This is a genomic window from Pseudoalteromonas sp. SIMBA_162, assembly GCF_046535955.1.
Taxonomy (GTDB): domain Bacteria; phylum Pseudomonadota; class Gammaproteobacteria; order Enterobacterales; family Alteromonadaceae; genus Pseudoalteromonas; species Pseudoalteromonas marina.
This window is the reverse complement of record NZ_JAWJBQ010000008.1, coordinates 1-21,035: the sequence shown is the minus strand read 5'-3', so window position 1 is coordinate 21,035 and position 21,035 is coordinate 1. Positions and strand designations below refer to the sequence as shown.

The 21,035-nt window shown below is 39.9% G+C and carries 22 protein-coding genes; 16 read left to right on the top strand and 6 right to left on the bottom strand.

Annotated elements, in window-relative coordinates; genetic code table 11:
• Positions 1-82: 82 nt before the first annotated feature.
• Positions 83-1,531 carry a dihydrolipoyl dehydrogenase gene (locus tag R0J88_RS07795; RefSeq protein ID WP_410899592.1) on the bottom strand — a complete coding sequence of 483 codons (1,449 nt, stop codon included), beginning with the start codon at positions 1,529-1,531 and terminating at the stop codon, positions 83-85.
• 52 nt (positions 1,532-1,583) lie between these two features.
• A complete protein-coding gene (locus tag R0J88_RS07790) occupies positions 1,584-2,312 on the bottom strand; it encodes a glutathione peroxidase (RefSeq protein WP_010555882.1) in 729 nt (242 codons plus the stop codon).
• Between the two features lie 111 nt (positions 2,313-2,423).
• Between R0J88_RS07790 and R0J88_RS07785 the strand changes: the two genes are divergently transcribed.
• Positions 2,424-3,323: a LysR substrate-binding domain-containing protein gene (locus R0J88_RS07785; RefSeq protein ID WP_243532932.1), complete on the top strand. Its 900-nt coding sequence runs from the start codon at positions 2,424-2,426 to the stop codon at positions 3,321-3,323.
• Here R0J88_RS07785 and R0J88_RS07780 read toward each other — a convergent pair.
• Entirely contained in the window at positions 3,320-4,513 is a 1,194-nt protein-coding gene (locus R0J88_RS07780; RefSeq protein ID WP_008132688.1) for a flagellar assembly protein FlgT, read from the bottom strand. The genes R0J88_RS07785 and R0J88_RS07780 overlap by 4 nt on opposite strands.
• A 139-nt stretch (positions 4,514-4,652) precedes the next feature.
• Between R0J88_RS07780 and R0J88_RS07775 the strand changes: the two genes are divergently transcribed.
• Positions 4,653-5,111, top strand: coding sequence for an LPP20 family lipoprotein (locus R0J88_RS07775; protein ID WP_033019180.1), 459 nt, complete (start codon positions 4,653-4,655; stop codon positions 5,109-5,111).
• Between the two features lie 245 nt (positions 5,112-5,356).
• On the opposite strand, the gene flgN is transcribed toward R0J88_RS07775, so the two are convergent.
• The 3 genes from flgN to flgA all read right to left on the bottom strand — a co-directional run bounded on the left by flgN (position 5,357) and on the right by flgA (position 6,884).
• On the bottom strand, positions 5,357-5,788 hold the full coding sequence (gene flgN / locus R0J88_RS07770; RefSeq protein WP_010555884.1) for a flagellar protein FlgN: 432 nt from the start codon (positions 5,786-5,788) through the stop codon (positions 5,357-5,359).
• Entirely contained in the window at positions 5,781-6,101 is a 321-nt protein-coding gene (flgM, locus tag R0J88_RS07765; RefSeq protein ID WP_006792694.1) for a flagellar biosynthesis anti-sigma factor FlgM, read from the bottom strand. Before flgM ends, flgN begins: the two co-directional genes overlap by 8 nt.
• Positions 6,102-6,176: 75 nt before the next feature.
• Complete coding sequence (gene flgA, locus R0J88_RS07760; protein ID WP_243532935.1) at positions 6,177-6,884, bottom strand: flagellar basal body P-ring formation chaperone FlgA; 708 nt, start codon at positions 6,882-6,884, stop codon at positions 6,177-6,179.
• A 142-nt stretch (positions 6,885-7,026) separates the two neighbouring features.
• On the opposite strand from flgA, the gene R0J88_RS07755 reads away from it, so the two are divergent.
• From R0J88_RS07755 to R0J88_RS07690, 14 genes are all read left to right on the top strand, one after another.
• The gene (locus R0J88_RS07755) at positions 7,027-7,959 is read left to right on the top strand and encodes a chemotaxis protein CheV (protein ID WP_006792696.1); all 933 of its coding nucleotides are present in this window, start codon (positions 7,027-7,029) and stop codon (positions 7,957-7,959) included.
• A 20-nt stretch (positions 7,960-7,979) separates the two neighbouring features.
• Positions 7,980-8,810, top strand: coding sequence for a CheR family methyltransferase (locus tag R0J88_RS07750; protein WP_006792697.1), 831 nt, complete (start codon positions 7,980-7,982; stop codon positions 8,808-8,810).
• 141 nt (positions 8,811-8,951) lie between these two features.
• Positions 8,952-9,359, top strand: a complete 408-nt coding sequence (flgB, locus tag R0J88_RS07745) for a flagellar basal body rod protein FlgB (protein WP_006792698.1) — start codon at positions 8,952-8,954, stop codon at positions 9,357-9,359.
• 5 nt (positions 9,360-9,364) lie between these two features.
• Complete coding sequence (flgC, locus tag R0J88_RS07740; protein WP_006792699.1) at positions 9,365-9,796, top strand: flagellar basal body rod protein FlgC; 432 nt, start codon at positions 9,365-9,367, stop codon at positions 9,794-9,796.
• 13 nt (positions 9,797-9,809) lie between these two features.
• Positions 9,810-10,490, top strand: coding sequence for a flagellar hook assembly protein FlgD (locus R0J88_RS07735; protein WP_006792700.1), 681 nt, complete (start codon positions 9,810-9,812; stop codon positions 10,488-10,490).
• 59 nt (positions 10,491-10,549) lie between these two features.
• Complete coding sequence (gene flgE / locus R0J88_RS07730) at positions 10,550-11,911, top strand: flagellar hook protein FlgE (RefSeq protein ID WP_058403535.1); 1,362 nt, start codon at positions 10,550-10,552, stop codon at positions 11,909-11,911.
• 156 nt (positions 11,912-12,067) lie between these two features.
• The gene (locus R0J88_RS07725) at positions 12,068-12,811 is read left to right on the top strand and encodes a flagellar basal body rod protein FlgF (protein WP_006792702.1); all 744 of its coding nucleotides are present in this window, start codon (positions 12,068-12,070) and stop codon (positions 12,809-12,811) included.
• Between the two features lie 20 nt (positions 12,812-12,831).
• Positions 12,832-13,620, top strand: a complete 789-nt coding sequence (flgG, locus tag R0J88_RS07720; RefSeq protein WP_006792703.1) for a flagellar basal-body rod protein FlgG — start codon at positions 12,832-12,834, stop codon at positions 13,618-13,620.
• A 15-nt stretch (positions 13,621-13,635) separates the two neighbouring features.
• Positions 13,636-14,319, top strand: coding sequence for a flagellar basal body L-ring protein FlgH (flgH, locus tag R0J88_RS07715; protein ID WP_006792704.1), 684 nt, complete (start codon positions 13,636-13,638; stop codon positions 14,317-14,319).
• 12 nt (positions 14,320-14,331) lie between these two features.
• Positions 14,332-15,426: a flagellar basal body P-ring protein FlgI gene (locus R0J88_RS07710; protein ID WP_006792705.1), complete on the top strand. Its 1,095-nt coding sequence runs from the start codon at positions 14,332-14,334 to the stop codon at positions 15,424-15,426.
• 122 nt (positions 15,427-15,548) lie between these two features.
• On the top strand, positions 15,549-16,544 hold the full coding sequence (flgJ, locus tag R0J88_RS07705) for a flagellar assembly peptidoglycan hydrolase FlgJ (RefSeq protein ID WP_375277941.1): 996 nt from the start codon (positions 15,549-15,551) through the stop codon (positions 16,542-16,544).
• Positions 16,545-18,548, top strand: a complete 2,004-nt coding sequence (gene flgK / locus R0J88_RS07700; protein ID WP_410899591.1) for a flagellar hook-associated protein FlgK — start codon at positions 16,545-16,547, stop codon at positions 18,546-18,548.
• Between the two features lie 2 nt (positions 18,549-18,550).
• Entirely contained in the window at positions 18,551-19,801 is a 1,251-nt protein-coding gene (gene flgL / locus R0J88_RS07695) for a flagellar hook-associated protein FlgL (RefSeq protein WP_138740785.1), read from the top strand.
• 252 nt (positions 19,802-20,053) lie between these two features.
• Positions 20,054-20,872 (top strand): flagellin domain-containing protein, encoded by an 819-nt coding sequence (locus tag R0J88_RS07690; protein ID WP_138740786.1) that lies wholly within the window; start codon positions 20,054-20,056, stop codon positions 20,870-20,872.
• The last annotated feature ends 163 nt before the right edge of the window (positions 20,873-21,035 follow it).

Below are 21,035 nucleotides of genomic sequence, written 5' to 3'. Positions count from 1 at the left end.
ACCAGTGCTTAAAAATTATATAAATAAAAAAGCCAAAACAGACGTTTTGGCTTTTTGATAGCAAGTGTTTATTTTTTGTAAGTTATGCGCCTGGGCCACATTCCATACAGTGGTTAATGATATCTGGGCCAAACTTAAGCTTGGCGTTTAAATCGCGCAGTGCGGTGCGTAAACCTTCTTCAATAACCGGGTGGTAATACGGCATATTAAGCATTTGTGGTACGGTCATTTTATTTTGTACTGCCCATGCAAGCAGATGCGCTATGTGCTCGGCTTGTGGGCCAATAAATTCGGCGCCTAAAAATAAGCCGGTGCCTTGCTCTGCGTATACACGCATATAGCCCTTATTTTTAAGCATTACGCGGCTTCTGCCTTGGTTTTCAAAGCTGACTTCGCCCACTTCAAAACAGCCACATGAGCCTAAACGGTCTGTTATTTGGGTAAAGCTTTCGCCTACCATGGCAATTTGTGGGTCGCTGAATACAGCGGCAATTTTAGCTCTGCGCAGGCCAATACGTACATCTGGGAAACGCCCTGCATTTTGCCCTGCGATGGTTCCCTGATCAGACGCTTCATGAAGTAGCGGGATCATGTTGCTTGCATCGCCGGCTATAAATATGTTTGATTCGCCACATTGCATTGTGTGCGGATCGGCATGCGGTACGCCGCGTTCGTCAAGTTCTATACCTGTGTTTTCGAGGCCTAGCTTGTCTACATTAGGAACTCGGCCTGTTGCGGCTAGTACATAGTCAAACTGTTCGGTGTGTTTTTCACCTTGTTTGTCGGTGTAAGTAAGCTGCGCTTTATCGCCTACTTGCATCATGTCTGATACGTTTGAGTCGGTATCAACAAAAAACTCTTTTGCAAAAACTGTATTTGCATAGTCTTTTACTACGGGGTCGGTGAGTGGACCAATTGCACCACCTACACCAAATAATTTTACATTAACACCTAAACGGCTAAGTGCTTGACCAATTTCAAGGCCAATTACGCCCGGGCCAAATACGGCAACAGATTCTGGTAGGTCGTCCCACTCAAATACGTCGTCGTTAATGATTAATTTGTCACCAAAGTTATTAAATACGCCAGGGTAAGAAGGGCGAGAGCCTGTAGCAATGACAAACCGCTTGGCTGTAATAATTGTGTGGTCATCTATTTGTACGCGGTTAGCATCTAAAAATTTAGCGTAACCTTTAATTTTGTCTTCGTCTGGTAGTTCATCAACGGCTTCTACTACAAAACCAGCAAAACGATCGCGTTCACTTTTAACGCGTGCCATAACTGCTTTGCCGTCTATTACCGGCTTTGAGCTATGCACACCAAATGCAGGTGCCATTTCTATAGCGTGTGCAGCTTCTGCAGCAGCTATTAATAATTTGCTTGGCATACACCCTACGCGTGCGCAGGTTGTACCATAAGGACCTGATTCGATCATAAGTACGTTAGGGGTAAACTGTTTAGCGTTTCGGTATGCACTTAAGCCTGCTGTACCTGCGCCTATAACTACTACGTCGGTTTGCAATTGTTTCATTGTATTTTCCTTTAATAAATAGGGGCACTTGGCCCCCATTTAATATTACTTATTAAGCAAAGTATTTTTCTAGGTCGTCTGAGCCACCAATGTGTTTCCCACCAATAAATACTTGTGGAACGGTGTCGCGGCCAGAGATTGCTTTTAGGCTTGTTAATGATGCACCTGCACCCATAACAATTTCTTCATAGGCAAAGCCTTTTTCTGTAAGAAGCTCTTTTGCTTTTTTACAGAATGGACAACCGGGCTTAGTGAAAACGCTCACTGGCTCAGGCTTAGCTTGTTTAGGGTTGATGTAATCAAGCATGGTGTCTGCATCAGACACTTCAAACGGGTCGCCTGGAAGGTCTGGTTCGATGAACATTTTTTCAATTACGCCATCTTTTACCAGCATAGAGTATCTCCAGCTGCGCTTACCAAAGCCTAAATCGTTTTTGTCTACTAACATACCCATGCCGTCTGTAAACTCGCCATTGCCGTCTGGTAGTAAAGTAATGTTTTGCGCTTCTTGGTGTTCAGCCCATGCATTCATTACAAATGTATCGTTAACTGACAAACATACAATTTCATCTACGCCATTTTGCTTAAACACACCAGCTAGCTCGTTGTAGCGAGGAAGGTGAGTAGATGAACATGTTGGGGTGAATGCACCCGGTAGTGAAAATACAGCGACTGTTCTGCCTTTAAAAATTTCGTCTGTTGTAACCGATTTCCATTCGTCGTTTTGACGTGTTGCAAATGTAACGTTTGGGATTGTTTGACCTTCAATATTCTTTAACATGGTTTAGTTCCTCTTGATTTGTTAAAGCCATTATGGCGAAAATTTAAATATAGTTCTAATCGTTTGTTTGTATTAAACTGATAGTCAAAAGCTATCAGGGTGGAGCTGAACATGAACTTAAAAGACTTTGAATACGTTAAAGCCATAGCACAACATAAACATTTTCGTAAAGCAGCCGATGCGTGCTTTGTTAGCCAACCTACACTGAGTGGGCAGGTTAAAAAACTTGAACAAACATTAGGTGTTACTTTATTTGACCGCTCAACCAAACAAGTAACCCTAACAGCTAAAGGTGTACGTTTATTAGCGCAAATAGAGGTTATTTTAGAGCAAACTCAAATACTCAAAGAGCTGGCTTCTACCTCTAATGAACCATTACAAGGTAAGATAACAATTGGTATTATTCCAACTATTGCGCCGTATTTATTGCCAACTTTGTTAACCTCAATGAAAGAAGCATTTGTAGATAGCCAATTTGCGTTTATTGAAATGCAAACAGCCACCATATTAGATGCGCTTAACAATGGTGAGCTTGATTTTGCAATTTTGGCCGATGTAGCTGAGCTTAATCATTACCACACTATTCCACTTTATAAAGAAGACTTTTTAGTCGCTGTTTCAAAAGATAACGCGCTGGCTAAGCATAAAAAAGTCGCGCTTAGCGATCTTCAAGGTTGCAGCCTATTAATGTTAAGTGATGGCCATTGCTTTAAAGATCAAGCCCAAAAGTTTTGTTTTTCAGCAGGGGTTGATGTGTCTAATCAATATAAAGGCAATAGTTTAGAAACGTTACTTGCGCTGGTGGCAATGGATGATGGCGTTACTTTTGTGCCAAAGTTAGCTTGCACACAGCGAACGGGTATTGATTATATGCCTATATTTCCAAATCAGCAGCGTAATGTGGTGTTTGCATGCAGAAAGCATTATCCGCATTTGGCAGGGGTTGAGCAGTTGGGTGAGTGGTTGTCGGCTCACCCTAATTTAAAAACACAGCTTGCTAAAGCGCTTTAAAGATCTTGGCTTATTACTTCAACTACATCGTTGATTTGTACGCCGGGTAAGGGCTGGTCGTCAATGCTTACTGCAACCGCAGTTTGTTGATATAACTGCTCTACACGTATTTTGTTGAGTGTTGTAGTGGTGTGAGGCATTACATTACCAGCTGCATCAGTTAGGTAGTTATGGTGTGCAATACTCAGCATTTGCCCTTTTTTTAGGCCATGTGCTTTACCTAAATTAATTACTATTTTGCTGTTTTCCATATGCATTATTTTACCTTGCGTTGGAAAGCAGGCTAATACAGCTTGTAAGTCATAACTTAGGGTTTGATTTATATCTTGTATACTTTGACCGTAGGGTGATTGCCAAAATCTATCACTGTTTACATCAATGATGGCGGTTTTTTCGAATGGCCAAGTGCCTTGGCCCTGATAACTATTGCTCCAAAGCTGCTCATAGGTTGTGCCATTAAAAAGACTAAACTCTATTTTGTAGTTGCGTTGGTAGCTATCGTCTTGCCAAAAAGCATAATCGCTATTGAGTTTATCACTTGTTGATAGGTCGGTAATTTGGCTCAGTAATACGTACTGAGCGTTGGTGCGAGATGATATTTCTTCTAACTGAACTTTTGAGTAGTCGTACTGCTGCGAAAAGTAACTATCTACATTTAAAGGTATATTGTAATAAGCAACGGGTAGGGCGCTCATTTTTGATTTTTGTAAGGTAGTGAATATTCGTTTACTGATTGCTTTGTTTACGTCAAATATTTGACCCATTCTAGCTTGCTCTCGATGAGCTAGCTGACTTTGTGTTACGGCAACAAACTTGTTAAAGCTGCTTTGCGGGCATTGCTCTGTTTGCGCAAATATATCTAAACGCAGGGTAATGGCAAATTTATCGTCGTATTTATTTTCACTTACAAGTTCAATTTTTTGAATTTCGCCGTGGCTACTAATTTTTAACTGATCTTGCATTAATACGCCGTCTACCAAGGTTTGTACTGAGCTGACACGCGCCCCAGAAAAAACCAACGCTTGAGTTATGGCATCTTTTATAGCTGCAGATTTGGCCGCGCTTATGTCGTCGTTTTGAATAAGTGCGTGCCCTGTAGATTCATACCACTGCGCATTTGAAAAAGTCGAAAACGTAAATAACGCAGTTGCGCTTAATCCTGCAAATGCCTTTAATAAAAACGATTTCATACTTTTTGCTCCAAATAAACGTTAGCTTTACCTTGAGGCAGCAAGGACTGTACCAATGTTATTAATCAATAAAAATAACGTTATAAATGGCATTAAACATGCATATACCACCGTAATTAATTTACTAGGGCACAAAATTATGCGAGCAATTTCATTAGTTATTACACTTGGGTGTTTAACCTTGAGTGGGTGCAGCAGCGTGTTTGATAAGCATGTTGAGTACAAATATGTTGAGCCTAATAATTACCCGGTATTAAAAGCGGTAGGTTATGCACCTATTAGTTTACAAAAAGGGGCAAGCGCATCACAAAAGCAGCTTATGGCTATTAAAGCCTCTAAACTTGAAGCATACAGAGAGCTTACAGAGCAAGTATATGGGCAAAAGGTAACCGCGGGTATGAGCGTTGAAAACGCAGTCGCTAAGGATGATTATCTAGAAAGCAAAGTGCAGGGCGTTATTAAAGGTGCACAAATTATAAAAACGTATGCAGTAGACGACACATACGTCACTGAGCTGGAACTCAATATGAAGCGCGTGCATGATTTATATATTGGCGAAATAAAACCACGTGAAGTAAAAAAAGTAACGTATTACTGATAAATTGACGTTCGCAATAAATTTTACAGCTGTACGTTTAGTATTTAGGCAAGTTAGAGTTTTAAGTATACAGCAGTTTAAATATTACAATGCGTCAACTAAACAGTCTCACCTGAGTACAAAAACCTCAGTCAAAAAAGTTGACGCAGCTTGGCTCAATTTTTGGGTTTTCAAGTTTGAGATACCGGTAACTAGCAGGTTTAAATATTATAAAAAGTAGATAATTTGGCTGAAGCGTTTTGAATTTATGCTTTTAAATTTCTGACAAGCTGACCGTTGGTGTTAACTTCACCGCCAGACTGATTATATGTGGTGGACGATGGGGCACCAATTAAAATGTTTTTTAGTTGTTTTACACTAAGCTGCGCCTGATGTGCTGCATGCGCGTTTACTTCGTTTTGTTTTTGGCATTTCTCTAACTTACTGCGAACTTGGGCTATAAGCTCGGGAAGCTCTTCAGACTGCTCGTCATTCTTAGCAAGTAACTTGTTCAACTCTTGATCTAGGCTATTTAGCTTGGTTAAAAAAGTCATTTTTTGTTGGGTAATTTCTTTTAAACCTTCACCTCTTCTTGAGGCAATAGCTGTTAGCTCGTCGTTTAATAAAACAGAGAGAGAATCTAAACACTTATCTTGCTCGTTTAGCTTAACAATAATTAAGCTATTATGATCAGCCATAGACATCAAACTCGAAGTCAGCTAAATTTTTGGCAAGCTTTTCACTGTCTATTTGGTACTTGCCTTCAGTGATTGCTTTTTTTAGCTCAGCAACTTTATTACTGTCAAAACCAGAAGATTGCTGTGCTTTTTCTTGCAGTGTTTTTAATTGCTGTGCTTGTGGTGTTAAGCTTACAGAATCGCTAGCAGCTTTAGGCGTAGCCGATTGAGCCGCTTGTGTATTTGCATTATCTCTTTGCAAATCAACCTTTTGTTGTTTAGCATTAGCTAAAGCGCTTGGTTGTTGATTACCTGAATTGACTTGATTAACCATAATAAAAATCCATAATTTACCCAACTAATACCAGTATATCGGCATATCTTTAGTAAACTTTAATATTATTTTTAATTAAATATTTACTTGTACAGACTCTACACCATCTACACGCGCATTTAAAACTTTACCTGTTTTTTTGTTCTCTACAAGTATTTGTTCGCCCAGAGTGCCATCTTCAAGCGCAACACCGGTCGTTTTTATCTGTAAGCCTTTTGTGCTTGCATAAATATTAATAGCATCACCTTTGCATACCATACATATTTGATTGAGCAATATTGGCATACCTTCGCGAATGTTGCGTTTACTTCGACTGCCAATAAGTGCTTTAGGATCGTCTTGATATTGCACTCTTACAAAGTGTGTCGGTTTCATCTCAATGGTTAGGTGAGCGCTGGTTATTACTTCACCGCGCGCAATATTATCAGTTGTTACAACAACAGGTGCCATTTTTAGCACCTTTATATGTACGTATTGTGCCCAGCTTTGTGGATCGTCGCATTTTACTTGTATTGTAATTTGTCTGTTAAACGGTGGTTCACTTGATGAAATAATATCAGGTGTCGTTGAACAAGCACGATCAGGTATACGGCTGTCTAATGGCAATGCACTGAGGTGTATTTGCTCACTATCGTGTTCGCCAATTTGCTCAGCAATGTATTTTACAGCCATTTCTTGTAGTGATGCTTTACTAAATACTTGTGCAGATACAGGGAATGCCATTCCTAGGCTAGTAACAAAATAAAAAACACTGTATCTTTTGATTTTTTTTAACAAACTCATAATGTTTCGACTATGCTTATGGTTTCAAACAGGGTATAAATATTTTGCGTCAAAATTAAGACGCTCCCACGATGTTGTGTAGCTTTGTATATGTAGGAAGCAATTATCGTTCCGTATTATTTGTTTTCTAAAGGAGATTTTAATGGCAGGCATTTTAGACTCAGTAAACCAGCGTACTCAGTTGGTTGGCCAGAACCGCCTAGAATTACTATTATTTAAACTCAGAGGGCGCCAGCGTTTTGGGATCAATGTATTTAAGGTAAGAGAAGTCCTTCAATGTCCTCCGCTTACTAGTATGCCAAAATCGAATTCTTATATTCGTGGTGTAGCTCATATTCGTGGACAAACTATTTCTGTCATAGATTTATCTATGGCGGTAGGTGGACGTCCAATTGATAACATCAAAGACAGCTTTATCATAATTGCTGAATATAATCGCTCAGTGCAAGGTTTTTTGGTCGGTGGTGTTGAACGAATAGTTAATATGAACTGGGAAAAAATAATGCCACCACCTTCTGGTGCCGGACGTTATTCATATTTAACCGCCGTTACTGAAATAGAAAACGAGCTAGTAGAAATTTTAGATGTTGAAAAAATATTAAATGAAATTTGCCCTGTTAACACAGAAGTAAGTTCTGAAGTTGCTGAAAGTGGTGACATTCAAAAAGATTTAGGTGAACGAATTGTATTTATAGCTGATGACAGTGCGGTTGCGCGAAATCAGGTAAAACGAGCACTTGAGCCGCTGGGTGTACAAACTGAGTTGGCTAAAAATGGCAAAGAAGCACTCGTAAGATTAAAAGAAATTGCTAAGCTTGATTGTCAAACAGATATTACAGAACGTGTTGCTTTGCTTATATCTGATGTTGAAATGCCTGAAATGGATGGCTATACACTAACTGCAGAAATAAAAGCAGACCCTAAACTTGCCCCTTTGCATGTCATTTTGCATACATCACTGAGTGGTGTATTTAACCAAGCAATGATTGAAAAGGTTGGGGCTGACGATTTTATTGCCAAATTTAACCCTGATGAATTAGCCACGGCGGTTAAAAAGTGGGTTCATTGTGAATAATCAAAACAGGTGCTACTAATTTGAATAATAAAGACTTGCAGCAAAATGAATACGATCAGTTCCGTTCGTTTTTAGAACAGCAATGCGGTATTGTTCTTGGTGAAAACAAGCAATACTTGGTAAAAAGTAGACTTGCGCCCCTTATGGCTCGTTTTGATGTAGGGTCGTTATCTGAACTTGTTAGCAAAACACTCGGGCCGCATGAGAGGCAATTGCGCGCGGCTGTTGTTGATGCGATGACTACAAACGAGACCTTGTGGTTCAGAGACCAATACCCCTTTGAGCTACTTCAAAACAGATTGTTTCCTGAGTTTAAAGATTTGAGGCGGCCTGTAAAAATTTGGTCTGCAGCTAGTTCGTCTGGTCAAGAGCCTTATTCTATTGCTATGTCGGTTGCTGAGTTTCAATCTAAGCAGCCTAACGTTTTAAAAATGGGTGCTCAGATCATTGGTACTGATATTTCTAACACTATGCTAGACATGTGTAAAAATGGCGAGTATGACGCGTTAGCCTTGGCGCGCGGGTTGTCTGCAGAACGTCGAAAAAAGTTTTTTACAGACAGCGGCAATGGTATGGCAAAAGTTAACGACACTTTGAAAAGACAAGTGAGCTTTAGGCATTTAAATTTGCTAGATTCGTATGCATTAATGGGTAAATTCGATATTATTTTTTGCCGCAATGTACTTATTTACTTCTCTCCAGAGGTAAAAGCAAAAATTATTAAACAATTTGCACAAGCGCTTAATCCTAAAGGTTATTTATTTTTAGGGGCTTCGGAGTCAATGGCCGGGTTGAGTGACGAATTTGATATGGTTAGATGCAACCCTGGCATTATTTACCAAAAGAAATAAACCTTTTTTCTTTCCTTCAAAACGACACATTATGTGTCGTTTTTCATTTTAAATCATTCGATTACAAAAAATATAATCACTCAATTATAAATGGCTTATTTATTGCTTTATTCAAGTTAAGTCAATTTTTTGGAGATGGTTATGGCTATCAGTTTTGATAAAGCTTTAGGTGTGCATCAGCATACTATGTTGATCCGTTCACAACGAGCAGAAGTGCTAGCAAGTAATATTGCTAATGCTGATACGCCGGGCTACAAAGCAAAAGATATTAACTTTGCCTCAGCATTAAAAGCGGCAAAATCACACCAGCAAAGCGGCAATACAATGGTAACTACTAATGAAAAACACATTGGTGGTGGTACCCGTAGTGTGGGTGGTGATGAATTATTTCGTACGCCAAATCAAACAGATACAGGTGATGGTAACTCAGTGGATGTACAGGTGGAACGGAACTTGTATACACAGAATGCTATGGAGTATCAGGCCAGCTTACAATTTTTAAGCGGCAAATTTAAAGGCCTGAATAAAGCCCTCGGTAGTCAAGGATAATAATTATGAGTTTATATAACGTTTTTGATATTGCTGGTTCTGGTATGAGCGCACAGAATGTTCGTTTAAATACCACTGCGAGTAATATTTCGAATGCTAATACAATTAGCTCTTCTCAAGACAAAACGTACCGAGCGCGACAACCTGTATTTGCTGCAGAGCTTACCAAAGCTTCTGAGTCGGTAAGTAATAATCAGGGCTCTTCTGTTGGTGTTAAAGTGCTGGGCATTGTTGAAAGCAGTGCACCACTGCAGATTGAATACAACCCTAATCACCCGAGTGCGGATGAAAATGGTTATATCTACAAACCCAACGTTAATGTTGTAGAGGAGATGGCGAACATGATTTCTGCCTCTCGCTCTTATGAAACAAACGTGCAAGTTGCTGATGCAGCTAAGCAAATGTTAAGTAAAACTCTGCTGCTAGGTCAGCGTTAACCGAGGGTAGGTTATGAGTAACGATATTAGTACATCTTCATCCTATTTAGATTCTTTGCGTTGGCAGGATACAACACCAACGACAACCGAAGAGCAAAGCGATGCGTTAACTCAAGAAGATTTCTTCTCGTTGTTAACTCAGCAATTATCGTTTCAGGATCCGAGTAAACCTGCTGATAACGATCAAATGATTGCACAAATGACCAATTTCACGATGGCTGAAGGTATCTCAAATCTTAATAGTAATTTTGAGTCGCTAGCAGCTTCGATGACATCTAACTCTGCTTTGCAGGCATCAACATTGGTTGGTAAGCAAGCATTACTTGAGTCGGATTCCTTAGATTTAAATGCAACGGGTGAAGCGAAAGGTTCAGTCGTTGCAGAAAGCCCAGTAGATAGCTTAACGCTTCGTATTACTGATGAGTCAGGTCAATTAGTTCGCAGTATTGATTTAGGTTCACAGTCTGCTGGTGCAATACGCTTTGCTTGGGATGGTAAAAACGAAGCCGGTGAGCGGTTGCCTGAGGGTGAATACAATATTGTAGCTGAAGGCAGTACAAATGGTGAGTTTTCAAGCTTACCCATTGCTACGTTCAAGAATATTGAAAGTGTAAATATAAACGGTGCCAATGGCATCATTATTAACACTAAAGAAGGTGCGGTTAGGCTGACTGATGTCGCAGAGATCGCGTAATAGAGTTTGATAATATTTCGCCTGTTTGCAGGCTGTATTTAATAGATTAGAGGTCAATTATGAGCTTCAATATTGCATTAACAGGCATAGCTGCCGCACAAAAAGATTTAGACGTTACCGCAAATAATATTGCGAACGTTAATACAACCGGCTTTAAAGAGTCTCGCGCTGAGTTTGCAGATGTATATGCTTCTTCAGTGTTTAGTTCAGGTAGAACTAAAAATGGTGACGGTGTTCAAACTACTATGGTTGCTCAGCAATTCCACCAAGGTTCGCTGCAATTTACTAATAACTCATTGGATTTAGCCATTACAGGTGAAGGCTACTTTGCAATGAGCCAAGACCTGGGGGCGCAAGATTTTACCTTTACAAGAGCAGGGGCTTTTAAATTAGATAAAGATAACTTTATCGTAGATGCCAAAGGTAACTTTTTACAAGGTTTCCCTGTTGATGAAGCTACCGGAGATACTACCTCAGTCAGTTTGAGTACTTCGTCGGCACTTCAAATCCCTGATTCGTCTGGGTCACCTCGTGCAACGGCAACGGTATACAGTTCATTTAACTTAGATTCGCGTGCGGATGCGCCTTCGTTGCCATTTGATCCAACAGAAAGTGCTTCGTATAACTCATCAACTTCAACCACTGTTTACGATTCACTGGGTGAGGCACATGTTTTACAATACTTTTTTGTAAAAAATGATCCGACGACAAACCCTAATGAGTGGGATATACATGCAACGCTCGATGGTTTAGTTGTTGATCCAGCAACGGGCGCTGAGCAAACTACTGCGCCATATACACCTTTAACTACCCTAGGTTTTAGCTCAAGCGGTTTACCTGAAACAACAAATGGGGTTGCTAATGCAAACCCAAGCAGTTTCGATGAGTTAGTTTTACCTGCGGGTGCTGGGACTGGTTTATCTTCGTTACTGACCAACGGCGCGTCATTTCCTGATACGGGCGTAGAGCTTAATTGGCGAGATGAGGCTGCAACTACAAATAAGCAGCCCACTCAGTACGCAAGTCGATTTGAAGTTAAAGCGCTAGACCAAGATGGCGCTACGGTTGGTCGTTTAGCGGGTATTGATATTGGTACCGACGGAAAAATAGTGGCTTCATACAGTAATGGCGACACATCTTTCTTAGGTCAGGTAGCGATGGTTCGTTTTTCTAATTCACAGGGTTTATCGCAAGTTGGTGATACCTCTTGGAAAAAGAGCTTAACGTCAGGAGAGCCAATTGCAGGTGAACCTGGTTCAGGTACTTTAGGTTCAATAAATTCATCAGCACTAGAGCAATCAAATGTGAATTTAACTAATGAGCTGGTTGACCTAATAAGTGCTCAGCGTAACTTCCAGGCTAACTCTCGTGCGCTTGAGGTTAACTCAACACTACAACAGGCAATCTTACAGATTCGTTAATTTAATACTTAACATAATTTTAAGGGCTGCTTTTTAAAGTGGCCCTTTTTATTTTCACTTCATTTAGTTTGTTTTATAACCATTTCACATCACTTCCTATTGTGGCATCTATTTTGCATTTCTTGTGTATAGAGATTTTTAATATGAGTCGATGCTATGGACAAAATGGTCTACATTGCGGCCTCAGGCGCTAAACAAAGCCTACAGGGGCTGGCCCTTAAAGCCAATAATTTGGCGAATGCGAATACTACTGGATTTAAGTCAGACTTTGCACAAGCTCGCTCTATGCAGGCTTTTGGTGAAGGGTTGCCATCACGTGTGTTTTCTATGCAAGAGCGCCCAGGTTCTAATATGACTTCTGGCGGCATAGTTGAAACAGGCAGAGACCTCGACATTGCAATGAGTGATAACGCATGGTTAAGCGTCCAAGATGCCTCAGGCAATGAAGCTTACACCAAGGTGGGTACATTAAATATTACCGCTGAAGGTATGTTAATGACCAGCCATGGTCGTCAAGTAATTGGCGAAGGCGGGCCTGTCATTTTACCAGTACCGATTGAAAAAATTGAATTTAGTGAAGACGGTGCAATTCAAGTTCGCCCGCAGGGGGCGCCTGCTACGTTTTTAGAAGAAGTTGACCGCTTAAAGGTGGTTGAAGCTAATAGTTTTCAACTAGAAAAAGGGAATGATGGTTTATTTAGGCCTAAGGCAGGAGAAGTTGTTGATACTTCTGCCAATGTCAAAGTATTAAGCGGAACCTTAGAAATGTCTAATGTGAACCCAGTTCACGAAATGGTCGATATGATCAGCCATCAACGTCAATTTGAGTTACAAGTAAAACTGATGAAAACAGCTGAAGATCTGGATAGATCACAAGATCAGCTGATGCGCATAGTTTAACTTTAAATGAGGACACGATTATGAATCCAGCATTGTGGATCAGTAAAACGGGGCTAGACGCTCAGCAAACCGATATTTCGGTTATATCAAACAATTTAGCGAATGCCAGTACGGTAGGTTATAAAAAAAGCCGCGCTATTTTTGAAGATTTACTTTATCAAAATATTAACCAGCCAGGTGGGCGATCGTCGCAAGACACTGAAATGCCGTCTGGTTTAATGTTAGGTGCTGGTGCAAAAGTAGTGGCTAACCAAAAAAACTTTTCTCAGGGTAATATGCTAACTACTGAGAATTCATTGGATTGGATGATCTCAGGGCCTGGCTTTTTTGAAGTATTACAACCCGATGGCAATATTGCTTATTCTCGTAATGGGCAGTTTACTACCGATGGCGATGGTCGAATTGTAACGTCTGGATCTGGTTATGTAGTGCAACCAGAAATGAATGTTCCCGATGATGCTCAATCAATTACTATTTCACAAGATGGTGAGGTATCTGTACGTATTTCAGGTCAAGCCGATAATGTTGTTATTGGCCAGCTTACAATTAGTGATTTTATTAATCCATCGGGCCTTGAGCCTGTAGGGCAAAATCTTTATACCGAGACGGCAGTAAGTGGCGCGCCTGTGCAAGGTAATCCGGGTGTAGAAGGCTTAGGCACAATTATTCAGGGCTCACTTGAAACATCAAACGTAAATGTAACTGAAGAGCTGGTTAACCTAATTGAGACGCAGCGTATTTACGAAATGAACTCTAAAGTCATCTCGGCTGTTGACGAGATGATGAGTTACATCAATCAGCAATTATAAGGTGTAGGGGGAATTATGCGTCATTATATGTTATTTGCGGTAGGTACATTATTTTTAAGTGGCTGTGTTTCAACACAAAATAGTGATGTTGTTCAAGATGACCCCTATTATGCGCCAATGTATCCTGAACCAAGTATGGAACCCGTAGTTGCAACGGGTTCGTTATTTAATACTAATGTTTCAAACGACTTATACGCAGATAGAAAAGCACTGCGTACTGGCGACATTATTACTGTAAATTTACAAGAGTCTACTCAAGCTACTAAAGCAGCTAAAACCGAAACCGATAAGCAATCTGATGCAAGCCTAGACCCTGTCATAGGGCTTGGTGGCCTCCCTGTGAATATAGGTGGCGACAGTATTCAGTTTGGTATTGGTAGTGACGCCTCTTTTACGGGGGATTCTAAATCAAATCAATCAAACAGCTTATTTGGCAATATTTCGGTTAATGTTATGCGTGTTTTACCTAATGGTAACTTAGTTATTCGTGGCGAAAAGTGGTTAACATTAAACACTGGCGAAGAATTTATTCGTTTGGAAGGTTTAGTACGCCCGCAAGATGTGAGTTCTGATAATACGGTTGAGTCAAACCGAATAGCCAATGCGCGTATTCAGTACTCTGGCAAAGGGCAAACACAAGAAGCGCAAAGTGCAGGTTGGTTAACACGCTTTTTCAGCAGCTCGATTTTTCCTTTTTAGAGGGCATTCATTATGAATGTATTAAAATTAATTTGTTTAATCACGCTAATAGGTTGTCAATTTTCGGCACATGCTGAGCGTATTAAAGATATTTCTATGGTTGAAGGGGTTAGATCGAACCAGTTGGTAGGTTATGGCTTAGTAGTGGGTTTACCCGGCACGGGTGAGCAGAGCCGCTTCACTCAGCAAAGTTTTAAAGGCATGTTAAGCAATTTTGGTATTTCGCTACCTGCAAATTTAAGCCCTAAAATTAAAAACGTTGCTGCCGTTGCTGTACATGCTGAATTACCCGCATTTAGAAAGCCAGGACAAACAATTGATATAACCGTTTCATCTATTGGTAGTGCGGGTAGCTTGCGCGGTGGCACGTTATTACAAACGTTTTTAAAAGGGGCTGATGGCAATGTATATGCCGTAGCTCAGGGTAGTTTAATAGTGGGGGGCTTAGGTGCCCAAGGCGCTGACGGCAGCCGTGTTGTTATTAATACCCCAACAGTTGGTCGTATTCCAAATGGCGCAACAGTAGAGCGTGAAGTTAAAAGTCCGTTTATGCAAGGCGATTTTATTACGTTTAACTTGAACCGCCCTGATTTTACAACGGCAAAGCGCCTTGAAAAAACAATTAACGATTTAGTCGGGCCTAACAGTGCAAAAGCAATTGATTCTGTGTCTGTTCGTGTGATTGCCCCTAGAGATGCTTCTCAACGTGTGTCTTATTTATCAACGCTTGAAAATCTTGAATTTAAACCTGCAGATATGTCTGCAAAAATTATCGTTAACTCGCGTACGGGCACCATTGTGATTGGTAAAAATGTCAAGTTACAGCCTGCAGCAATAACACATGGCGGGTTAACCGTCACCATTTCAGAGCAACAAAATGTGGCTCAACCTAATGCATTAGCTGAGGGCGAAACCGTTGTAACGCAGCAATCAATTATAGATGTAAATGAAGACGATTCGCGTGCATTTGTGTTTAACCCGGGTGTTAGTTTAGACGATTTAGTTCGTGCTATAAACGAGGTAGGCGCAGCGCCTGGCGATTTAATGGCTATTTTAGAGGCCCTTAAAGAAGCCGGAGCAATAAACGGTCAACTTGTTGTTATTTAATATTTATTAAGCTTTAGCAAAGCCTTTGCTAAAGCTTCCCTTTCACTCCCTCATTCACATTTTCAATCTGGCTTAATTTTTGCATTTTAATTTGTATTATTCATTATTGTGTCAAAAAGCTGATGGAAACTAATCATCTAGACAAACAAAACTTTTTTGATTTAGGCAATTTAGATTCACTTCGTAAAGAAGCCTTAAGCGGTGGTGATGCATCAACCGATGCATCTAAAGCCGCTCTTAAAAAAGCAGCTGCGCAATTTGAAGCTATTTTTACCCAAATGCTACTTAAAAGTATGCGTAAAGCTAACGAAGCTTTTGAAGATAAAGAAAGCCCACTTAACTCAAGTAGCGTTAAGTTTTTTGAAGACATGCATGATCAACAATTATCTACTGAGCTTTCATCAAATGGGTCTTTAGGCCTTGCTGATTTAATTGTTCAGCAGTTATCGCCAGACGGCAAAACTTTTATGCCGGGTTCTGTTTTGAGAACCACCAATGACTTTTTAAGTGATATGCGTGCGGGCTCTTCGCTTCCTCATACCCAAAATGAAGAAAAAGCTGCTGTTAATGTTCAAAACGATAAAACCGATTCTAAAGTGCCTGAAGCTTCTTCAGCGCCATTCAAAAGTACTGAAGAGTTTGTAACTACAGTATGGGAACACGCTAAAACTGCAGCACAAAAAATTGGCTTAAACCCTGCTGTTATGGTTGCACAAGCCGCACTTGAAACCGGTTGGGGTAAGCACATTATTAATAAAAGCGACGGTAACAGTTCAAATAACTTATTCAATATCAAATCAGATAAAAGCTGGGATGGCGAAAAAGCAAGTAAAGTAACCTTAGAGTTTGAACAAGGAACGCCTGTTAAAAAACAAGCAAGCTTTAGAGCTTATGACTCAATAAAAGAGAGCGTAAACGACTTTGTTGATTTTTTAACCCAAAACCCACGCTACCAAGAAGCATTACAAAATACAGCTAAGCCAAGCGAGTTTTTAGATTCATTACAAAAAGCCGGCTACGCAACGGATCCTAATTACGCTAGTAAAATAAAAAAAGTGCTTAACAGTGCTCAATTAAAAGATGTTGCAGCCAGTGTTATTCGCCAAGGAGTAAAGTAAATGTCGTTTAACTTATTAAACATTGCCAGTTCTGGGGTTAGAGCAAATTCGGAACTACTGCAAACGACAAGTAAAAATATAGCGAATGTAAATACCGAAGGCTATGTGCGAGAGCGCACAGAGCATACAACTATGGTCGATAACCAGGTAGGGAAAGGAGAAACCTATCGCTTGTTAAACCAGTTTGCCCAAGAGCAACTCAACAGAGATACCTCTAATAAAACGTTTTTTGATCAATTTGTTACAGAGTCAAACCGCGTTGATAGTTTATTTTCAGAAGATTCTAATAGTTTATCTACTAGTATAAATTCATTGTTTAATAATGTTCAGGAGTCGTTAAATCAGCCTTCGTCTACCGTTGCTCGCTCGCTGGTAATGACGGATGCTGAAAATTTAGTGAATCAAATGGACAGACTCTCAGGCATTGTTTTCGATCAGAAAAATATTGTAAATGAACAGCTAGACATATTTACAGAAGAGGCAAATGGCTTAATTCAAAAAATTGGTACATTAAATCAAGATATTGCTGCTGTTAACGGCACTAATAACCAGGCTGATGCAAGTTCTACTTATAATGAACGCGATAAGGCAATCCGTGATTTATCAGAACTTATTGATATAGAAACACTGGATGGCCCAAATGGTGAAAAACTTGTATTTATGGGCACCGGTGAAGCGGTTGTAATGCAAAATGGCTCGTTTAATTTGTTTTCTATGCGTGGCGATCCTGATCCAAACTTTAAAGAACTTAGGTTAGATGTTAATGGGGGCAAGGCAGTGCCGCTTGAAGTTGATGTATCTAAATTAAAGGGAAAAATTGGTGGATTACTGGCATTTAGAGACGATGTGCTAGTCCCTGCTCAAAATCAAATTGGCCAAATGGGTTTAGCAATAGCCGATTCTTTTAATGAACAAAACAAGCTGGGTATGGACGCTAATGGAGAGCTCGGGGGTAATATTTTTAATATTCCTACGGTTGGTGGCTATGCTTATACGGCGAATACGGGCAGTTCAAGCATGACTGCAACCCTTGAAGCTGGCAAGGGTAGTGAATTGCCTGCAAGTGACTTTATAATCACTTATACCAGTGCTACAACGGTCGAAATTCAGCCAATAGATAATAAAGGTGAGCCGCTAGGCACAGCATCGACAGCAAATATAACCGCTGGCGTCATTGATTCATCTACAATCACGAGTGGCGAATCGTTTGGTTTAGAAATTACTGTAGCGGGCGCTGCTAATACAGGTGATCAGTTTCAAATAAAGCTTAACTCTGAGTCGGCGGCAAATATGTCTTTAGCAACCACTCGTGGTGAAGATTTAGCGCTTGCAGCACCAATAAGAACAGCAAACGACATTAACAATATAGGAAATGCCACCATTACGGTTGGTGAGGTAAGTGATGTTACTACTGGTAGCTTTACAACGTCACCGGCAGGTCTTACAAATGGCCCTATTACTGTTGTTAAAACCGCTAACCTAAATGAATACACAATAAGTGATGGTGTAAATACCAGTACTTTTACAGCAACTTTGCCAGCAAAAGACATGTTACAACAAGCAGGTAATGGCTTTGAACTATATGGTTTTGACTTTGATATTGAAGGCAGCCCTGAAACAGGCGATACATTCACACTTGAGTTTAACCAAGGTGGCTTTGATGATAACCGTAACGGTCAAAAGTTAGCGGGGTTACAGCAAGGTGAATTAGTGCGTCAAAATGTTGTTAGTGGTGTAAATTCGGACAACCACAAAACATTTAACCAAGCTTATGCAGGATTGGTAAGCGATATAGGTGTGGTAACTAACCAAGCAAAAACGAATGGGGAAGCATTTGAAGCGCTTGCTCAGCAATCTGAAGCCTGGTATGAATCGCTTTCTGGCGTAAACCTTGATGAAGAGGCTGCCAATTTATTACGTTTTCAACAGTCTTATGCGGCTTCTGCACAGGTACTTGCAACTGCTCGTACTGTTTTTGACACTATATTAAGTGCTGCGAGGTAATTATGCGCTTATCAAACAATTTGATGTACCAAAACAATATAAATAAAATACTCGACAACCAACAAGGTGTTGCAAATGCTCAAGAGCGAGTAACAACAGGTGAAAAGTATTTAAGCACATCAGAAAGCCCATCAGCTTATTCACAAGCGGCTCTATACACTACTAAAATTCAAACTAACGAACAGTACACTAAAAATATTAACCAATTGAATAACCGCCTAAATACAGAAGAAACTGTATTAAGCAGTATCACGGATGCAATTCAAAAAGCGCAAACATTGACTATTCAGGCTGGTAATGGTGCCTTAAATACCAACGATAAAGTATCAATAAGTAAAGAGCTTGAAGAGCTGCAGCAAACATTACTAAGTCTCATGAATACTCGATCTGAAGATGGTAAATATATTTTTTCTGGTTATCAGGATAGTACACAACCCTACCAGTTTGAAACTAGTTCTGGTAAGTACAATTACAATGGTGATCAAGGGCAGCATAGCATTACAATTGCAGAAGGAGTCTCTGTTAAATCAAGTGATAATGGTTTTGATACCTTTGAAAAAGTCGATGCACGTCTCGATGTTGCATCAAATACTGGTGATACAACAAGTACGCTTACAGGAACAGTTTATGTTGATGAACAAGGCATGTTTGATCAATATCATAAATCCAATTACAACTCCGACCCTGCAGCTGCAGCTACTGCTAATACCTTTAACGTACAGGTTACAGCTGGTGTTAATCCTGGTGATGCGAATCAATACCAAATACTTCGCGATGGTTCCGCGCTGTCTCCACCTGTTATGGGTGAAGTCAGTGAGGGGGGAATTGAGTTTGCTGGTATGAAAATTCAACTAGATAGTACCGCGTTAGGTCAGTTTAACTTTAGTCTTGAAGAGCCAAAAAAAGTAAATGTGCTTAATACTTTGCAAGAGCTGATCAGCGAATTAAATAATGGCTCACTTGATGGTGCTGACTTTCAAGATGTCTTAAATGATGGTTTAGTGCAATTAAAAAATGCCAGCGAACAAGTTTTGTTTACTCAGGCAAGCTTAGGAGGGCGTATGAGTGCTCTCAGTCGTATAACTGATTCTAACTTAGCGCAAGACATACAAAATAAAGACAATCGTGCCAATTTAATTGAAGTTGATATGGCCGAGGCTATTAGCGAACTCACCAAGCAAGAAACTGCTTTGCAGGCTTCACAGGCCACGTTTGGTCGTTTATCAAAACTTTCCTTATTTGATTATTTATAAACTGTAAACTATTGCCGCTTTATTTTATATTGCGGCAATAAGTTGCGCTGACACTACGGCAATAAATTGTCATTCCTGCAAATATAATAATTTATATACCTCTTATTATCATGATCAAACAAAAAAACACCTTAAAACAGTACCTTTGATTGGTTTTATAACTTGGCACAATACATGCTTTATAAAAACAACATAAAAGTGGTTCTGTTAAAAGAGTTGAACCACACTCTGCTTTGACTAGGAGAAGGCAAAATGGCTTTAACAGTAAATACAAATGTATCTTCACTTAACTCACAACGAAACTTGAGCAATTCTACAAATGACTTAAGTACCTCGTTCGAAAGACTGTCTTCGGGGTTACGTGTAAACAGCGCAAAAGATGATGCAGCAGGTCTACAGATAGGTACAAGGTTGCAGTCTCAAGTTAATGGACTCAATCAGGGAGCGCGTAATGCAAATGATGGGATCTCTATTTCACAGACAGCTGAAGGGGCATTAAACGAAACCACAAATATGCTTCAAAGAATGCGAGTACTTTCAATTCAATCCGCTAATGGCTCAAACTCAGCTTCTGACCGTGGTGCTTTGAACAAAGAGTTTATTGAGATGAAGGCAGAAATTGATCGTATAGCAGGTGATACTACCTTTGGTGGTGTGAAAGTGTTAAATGGTACATATGATGTTGACTTCCAAGTTGGTGCAGACGCAAATCAGATTATAGGCGTCAAAATTACTACAAACATGAACCAAACAGGTTTAGCGCTGAGTGCTATAGATATAGATACAGCCTCTGATGCACAAGATGCAATAACAGCGATTGATAATGCGTTATCTACAGTTAATGACGTTCGCGCAGATTTAGGTGCTAAACAAAACCGGTTCAGTTCTACTATCCGTAATTTAGAAAATGTTGCCGAAAATGTTTCTGCATCTAAGTCTCGAATTATGGATGCCGATTTTGCAAAAGAAAGTGCCAATTTAGCCCGTAATCAAGTTCTGCAACAAGCATCAAGCTCAATGCTTGCACAGGCTAACCAGCAACCGCAAATAGCTCTTTCTTTATTACAATAATACTTTAAGTTGTAATTTATATATTGAAAAACCAGAGCATCGCTCTGGTTTTTAATTTTACTAAACTTACAATTAAATAATGTTATAAAAAATTAAAGTATATTTTAGTGATGCCGATAACTTAATTGAAACAGGAATCACAGGCACTTTTTCAGCTTGATTC